The sequence below is a fragment of the Burkholderia sp. S171 genome, from assembly GCF_009766085.1.
In the GTDB taxonomy this organism is placed as follows: Bacteria; Pseudomonadota; Gammaproteobacteria; order Burkholderiales; family Burkholderiaceae; genus Caballeronia.
Genome location: NZ_LMUF01000033.1, coordinates 63,933 through 69,932, shown reverse-complemented (window position 1 = coordinate 69,932; position 6,000 = coordinate 63,933). Strand labels below are relative to the sequence as shown.

At 57.7% G+C, this 6,000-nt stretch carries 5 protein-coding genes; 3 read left to right on the top strand and 2 right to left on the bottom strand.

Annotation, left to right across the window (positions count from 1 at the left end; genetic code table 11):
* Together GSQ93_RS17955 and GSQ93_RS17950 are read left to right on the top strand one after the other, a co-directional pair.
* Positions 1 to 804, top strand: an 804-nt coding sequence (locus GSQ93_RS17955; protein WP_158937005.1) for a substrate-binding domain-containing protein, incomplete at its 5' end; no start/stop codon positions are given.
* 136 nt (positions 805 to 940) lie between these two features.
* Entirely contained in the window at positions 941 to 2,200 is a 1,260-nt protein-coding gene (locus GSQ93_RS17950) for an LVIVD repeat-containing protein (protein WP_158937004.1), read from the top strand.
* Between the two features lie 92 nt (positions 2,201 to 2,292).
* Here GSQ93_RS17950 and GSQ93_RS17945 read toward each other — a convergent pair whose 3' ends face one another.
* The gene (locus GSQ93_RS17945) at positions 2,293 to 3,093 is read right to left on the bottom strand and encodes a phytanoyl-CoA dioxygenase family protein (protein WP_158937003.1); all 801 of its coding nucleotides are present in this window, start codon (positions 3,091 to 3,093) and stop codon (positions 2,293 to 2,295) included.
* 103 nt (positions 3,094 to 3,196) lie between these two features.
* Between GSQ93_RS17945 and GSQ93_RS17940 the strand changes: the two genes are divergently transcribed.
* Entirely contained in the window at positions 3,197 to 4,105 is a 909-nt protein-coding gene (locus tag GSQ93_RS17940; RefSeq protein WP_158937002.1) for a LysR family transcriptional regulator, read from the top strand.
* 570 nt (positions 4,106 to 4,675) lie between these two features.
* On the opposite strand, the gene GSQ93_RS17935 is transcribed toward GSQ93_RS17940, so the two are convergent.
* Positions 4,676 to 5,449, bottom strand: coding sequence for an SDR family oxidoreductase (locus GSQ93_RS17935; RefSeq protein ID WP_158937001.1), 774 nt, complete (start codon positions 5,447 to 5,449; stop codon positions 4,676 to 4,678).
* Positions 5,450 to 6,000: the final 551 nt, after the last annotated feature.

Genomic DNA, 6,000 nt, shown 5'->3' with positions numbered 1-6,000 from the left:
CGTTCGGCCGCGATGAACCAGGCCATTGCGCTCAAGCCCGACGGTATCGTGCTTGGCAGCGTTGACGCGAGGGAGCAGGCTTCGCTGGTCCATCAGGCCGTTGCGCACGGTATCAAGGTAGTGGGCTGGCATTCGCTGCCGAAGCCCGGACCCGCCCTGCAAGATGGGTTCGTCACGAACCTCGCGACGGATCCGCTCGACGTGGCGAAGGCCTCAGTCATGTACGTGATCGCGCAATCGAACGGCAAGGCGGGCGTGGTTATCTTCACGGACTCGACCTACGAGATCGCAACGGCCAAGTCCAACGCGATGGCGGATCTCGTCAAGAAGTGCGCTGGCTGCCAGTTGCTGAAGATAGAGGACACGCCGCTGTCCGATACCGCGACGCGCATTCCGCAACTCACCTCGACCATGTTGCAGCGCTACGGCGCAAAGTGGACGTGGGCGCTGACCATCAACGACCTGCCGTTCGATTTCATGTCGCCCGCGTTGCAGCAAGCCGGCTACAAAGGTACGGGGCCGCTGCTCGGCGTCTCGGCGGGCAATGGCAGCGAGTCGGCGTTCCAGCGCATTCGCAACGGGGAATATCAGGCGGCCACCGTTGCCGAACCGGTGTCGCTCCACGGCTGGCAGGCGGTGGACGAACTGAACCGCGCGTTTGCCGGTACGCCGGTGAGCGGCTACACGGCGCCGGTGCACCTGGTGACGGCAACCGATATTGCCTACGACGGCGGGAAGATGAACCGCTATGACCCGGACAATCATTATCGCGATGTGTATAGACGCATTTGGGGCGTTAAATAACTGACGTCGTCATCTTGTTTTCGATGACGCCAATCATTTAGTTCACATTCCCTATTACATGAAAATTCCCGCAATCCGGCTCATGCACCGGCGCGGGGACCGAACACGGCGGAATTCCCGGACCCAGGTTCTCACCATGACTGACATTCAACTACCCACTCCTGATTTTTCACGAAATATGCGCTTGATTGGTCACAGCGACCAGGGAGGGCGTGCCGACGGTGTGCAACTGATGGTGCATCGCGGTTACGCCTACATTGGCCATATGTTCTCGAAGGGTTTTAGCGTCGTGGATGTGCGTGATCCCCGCCGTCCCGCCACGGTCGCTTACGTGCCGGCGCCGCCGAACACATGGAACATTCACTTGCAGACGCATGACGATCTGCTGCTCGTCATCAACGCCAAGGACATGTTTGCGGCCGCGGAGTTTCAGGATGAACGTGCGTACTACGAGGGTGCACTCGGGAAGAAGGTCGGCACCGCGCAACGCTCGACCGGTGAGCGAAACTGGCGCGCGGGCCTGGCTGTGTACGATATTTCGAAGGGGGATACGCCGCGTGAGATTGGCTTTATGCCGGTCGAAGGCGGGGGCATCCACCGTGTCTGGTACACGGGTGGACGCTGGGCGTACGCATCGGCGCTGCTTGACGGTTTTTCAGATTACATCTTCATCACGATCGATATGTCCGACCCGTGCAATCCGCGCGAAGCGGGGCGTTTCTGGCTACCCGGCATGCACTTTGCCGCCGATGAAACGCCATCATGGCCGGCGACGCGGCGTTACGGTTTGCATCATCCGATTGTTCACGGCGACACCGCTTACTGCGCATGGCGAGATGCCGGACTGGTCATGCTCGACGTCGCCGATCGCAGCGCGCCGAAGCTGATCACACACCGCAACTGGTCGCCGCCCTTCGGTGGCGGTACCCACAACTGCCTGCCCTTGCCCGACCGTGATCTGCTGGTCGTGCTCGACGAGGCGGTACTCGATCATCAGGAGGATGGCGAGAAATTCATCTGGCTATTCGATGTCCGCGAGCCGTCTAATCCGGTCAGCCTCTCGACCTTTCCATCGCCCCGCGAGACTGGGTACCGGCAGAAACTCGGCCACTTCGGCCCGCATAACCTGCATGAGAATCGGCCGGGAAGTTTTGTCAGTCCGCGGCTGATCTTTGCGACTTATCAGAACGCGGGAGTGCGTGTATTCGACGTGAGCAATCCGTACCGGCCGGTCGAAGTCGGGGCGTTTGTGCCGCCGCAGCCAGCACAACTGATGGATCATCGTCCAAACCGTCCTAACGTGATTCAGTCTTCCGATGTATTCGTCGATGCCGAAGGGCTGGTGTATTCGACCGACTATAACGGAGGGCTCTACATTCTTGAGTTCCAGGGTTAAGCCGATGAACATGCGCCAAGCGCCGATCTCCTCGACGCTCTGCACAATTGTCGTCACGTTCCGTTGGCAACGAAGGCACCGTGTAACGGAACCTACAAGCTGGATTTTAGAATGTTGTCGCTACCCAATTGCAACGGCACGAAGTTAGTAGAACGCACATAATCCGGGCGCGGCTTCTCCACATCGGCGGGACGATTCGCGACCGTGTTGTACACGATATACGCCTGCCAGCGGTCATCGCCGGAAAGATTATGGCCCGACGAATGGACGATGTTGGCATCGAAGAACACGACCGTTCCCGGCGCCCCGATGATCGGTACCGCTTTCGGATGGGTTGATAGAACTTCGAGCATCGTTGCCTTCGGTACGACATAAAAGCGGTATCCCGTCGCGTCATCGTATGCGGGTTGCAGCGATCCGAGCTTATGGCTTCCGGGAATGAAGTACAGGCAGCCGCCCATTTCGGTCGGTTCATCGAGCATGACGAGCGCGGTGGTCATCGTCGGATTTGGCACGCCATCGATGTGCCACGTTCCGAAGTCCTGATGCCATTGCCATACCGAACCATCGATAGCGGTTTTGAGGTTGCACTTGGTGTGATGAATGTAGAGCGCCGGATCGGTCAATAGCTGCTGCGCCGGCTCGAGCAGTCGAGGCGCGCGCGTTACCGCATGAAACACGGGCGATGCCGTCGGACTTTCCGTTTCGTGCACCTTGTAGATCGTCTTCGCAATGCCGCCGGTTTTCTCGCGTACGAGATGATCCGTATCGATTTGCTGGATGCGCTTCAGCTCACGCTTCATTTCCTGCACTTCCTCGCTGGACAGCAAAGACGGCAGAACGACGAAGCCATCGCGCGCATAGGCAATCTGTTGTTCATCAGTGAGTTTCACGATGGACGTCTCCTAATTGATCTCGTTGAGATGAATCGTAGTGGTATCGTGAATCGATGTAAAAGATATAATAAGTTCGCTTTCAGTACCTTAAAGGTATTACATGGAGCTTCGTCATCTGCGCTATTTTCTGGCTGTCGCACAAACCCTGAACTTCACCAAAGCCGCCGAGCACTTGCACATGGCGCAGCCGCCGCTAAGTCGCCAGATTCGTGAACTCGAAGAAGAGCTGGGTGCGGAACTGTTCGACCGGCGCGGCAAGCGCGTGACGTTGTCGTCGGCGGGAATGGTGTTCGCGGATCGCGCCCGGCGCATTCTGGCATTGGCGGACGCTGCCGTGATCGACTCACAGCGCGCCGCGCGCGGCGAGATCGGGCACTTGGCTGTTGGCTTCTTTGAACACATCGCGTACACGCTGTTACCCGAGCTCATTCGTGAATTCCAGCAGCGCTTCCCCGATGTATCCATCGAGTTGCGCTGGTTCACGGCCGCCGAACAGGTCAACGCGCTCGCGCGTGGAGAAGTCGATGTCGCCTTCGTGCGCGCCGTGCCCGCAGATTCGAACCTGACATCCACGATGATCCTCCGCGAGCCGTTCGTCATTGCTATTGCAAAGGACAATCCGCTTGCCGCTAAACGCATTATTTCGATCGGCGATTGCGCGGACATGCGCGTGATCAACTATCGCAAGGATGTCGCGCCCGACTACCACGCGATTATCAATCACCTCTGCGCGATGGGCGGCTTTGCGCCATCGCCGTTATTTGAAATGGGACAGATCTACGCATCGCTCGGACTCGTGAGCTCGGGATTTGGCATTGCGCTGGTGCCCGCCTCGGTCCAGCGTGTGCACATGGATAACGTGGTGTACCGGCCGCTGCGCGAACGTCACGCGGTGAGTGAATTGCTGCTCGCGTGGACGAATCCATCGCCGCCTGCAGTGTTGACCGCATTTGTGGAACTCGCGCGCACTATTGCCGAGCGTCCAGGCAAGCGGAGGAAGAGTGCGTAGAACCGAGATAGCGGGGCAGCCATTTGTGGCGCGAGCAATAGAGCGTCTCGACGCCTTTCACCGACGTCTTCAAGTTTTGGCTTAATGAGCATGCTTGGGGTAACAGGTGGTTAGGTGATGGGCGAACCCGATCCGACGGTTGACGTAACGGAGGGACTCGCCATTGAATGATCCGCGTCGGGCAGCAATCGGCCAAGGCAGTCGGTCGAATCATCTGAGCGGATGCTTCTTGTTACCCGCAAAGCGGCCGTGTCCGCAATCGATAAGGCCGCTGGGCTGAATGTTTCATGGCCTCGTGCGGGCGGCCATCGGTCGTTGCGCTACCCGAAATCACACGGTCGACGCTGCTACATGATTCTTTCTGGCACGTTGGTTCTTCGTCGATAGCGACGAAGAACCGGTTTACTTCATGGCGGGTGGTTGTGTGCTGCTCAACGCCACGACATCAATGCGTCTGTCAATCGATGTGGCAATTGCCTCCGAAATAGATCCATTCGGACTCCGCACAGTCTCCACCGAATCATACCCGGCGACCGTCCTTGACGAGAGCTAAAGAAGCCGTCGTGCTCGTTAGAAAACGCTGGGAACTAAGTTCTCACCACCGGATACCTCGATGACGGTTCCGGTTACATAAGGATTGGTCATCAGGAACAGCGCGGCGTGTCCAATATCATCTGCTGTGCCCGCGTGTTGCGCCGGAAAGGACTCGCGTACTTTTGCTCTCAAGGCCTCGCGCTCGTTATCGGACATAACGCGCCATAAGTCTGTGTCGATATAGCCGGGACGTATCGTGTTAACGCGGACAGGAGCCAGTTCGAGTGCGAGTGAGCCCGATAAGGCTTCCACTGCCACAAACGCAGAAGTCACAGCGCTGAAGCCGCGTTTTGGTCGCGCGGCCAAGCCACCGGTAAGGAAGGTAATCGAGCCGCCCGCTCTCAGATGAGGCGCCGCATAACGCGCACAAGCCCAACTGCCCAGGAACTTATTTTCGATATAGCTTCGAACGCCGCGCATATCGTCGTCCATGAAAGTCCCCCAGGTCCCCAAGTCGGGCCCCGCCGTGATGGCGAGATGATCGAATGATCCTATGTTGTCAAAGGCCTTCCTCACTGCCGCCTCGTCGCAAATATCCAAGGTCACTTGTTCGAACTTAGCTAAATCTGGACGTCCCTCCACTGAGGTGATACGCCGACTAGCGACCGTCACGGACGCACCCGCTACATACGCCGCGCGCGCGATTCCAAAGCCAATTCCCGTCTTTCCACCGACCACCACTACCTTTTTTCCTGAGAGGCTCAGTAAGGGCGGTGACGGTCGTTGTTGATCATTCATTGCTGTGCTCATGGCTCTAGTCCTATTTGATTGCTACGTTCGTCATTGACCCCAGAATCGTCGCTTCGTAGCAGCCAAAACTCCACAGCGGCGTTCCTTCCAACAAGGCTTCAAGTTGCGCGATAGCTTGGGGCCGCTGTGACGCTCCTGTTTTGTTCGAAACGTGTTGCGACGTTCGCTATTACTACCGTCCTACCGGTCGATCGGGAGCGAATCGATATTAATTTGATTCGTCACGATTGATAATGGGCCGTTATTCCATAAGTCCCATTCTTGAAAAGAATAGGCCGATATGCCCCTTGCAGAGTGGCAGAGCTGATTTGTGACTGGGTTCATGCGAGCCGCACCGAGCTCGCCAAGGAAACGCGATGGATCGATTTCATAACTTGACCGCTTTTATAACGGTCATAGAACCGGGCGGTTTTTCCGCTGGCGCGCGCCGGCTTCACGATTCGCAATCGGTCGTCACTGTCATCCGGTGCGATCAAAGAACGGCTGTCCGTACGCCGAAAAGGGGCGTCGAGATGCTCTCGACTCGAACGGCGGTTCAGGCTCGACTTCTG

What these genes read in the sequence shown, in the direction of transcription:
- GSQ93_RS17950 (WP_158937004.1), top strand. Translation starts at nt 941, where the DNA reads ATGACTGACATTCAACTACCCACTCCTGATTTTTCACGAAATATGCGC.
- GSQ93_RS17940 (WP_158937002.1), top strand. Translation starts at nt 3,197, where the DNA reads ATGGAGCTTCGTCATCTGCGCTATTTTCTGGCTGTCGCACAAACCCTG.
- GSQ93_RS17935 (WP_158937001.1), bottom strand. Translation starts at nt 5,449, where the DNA reads ATGAGCACAGCAATGAATGATCAACAACGACCGTCACCGCCCTTACTG.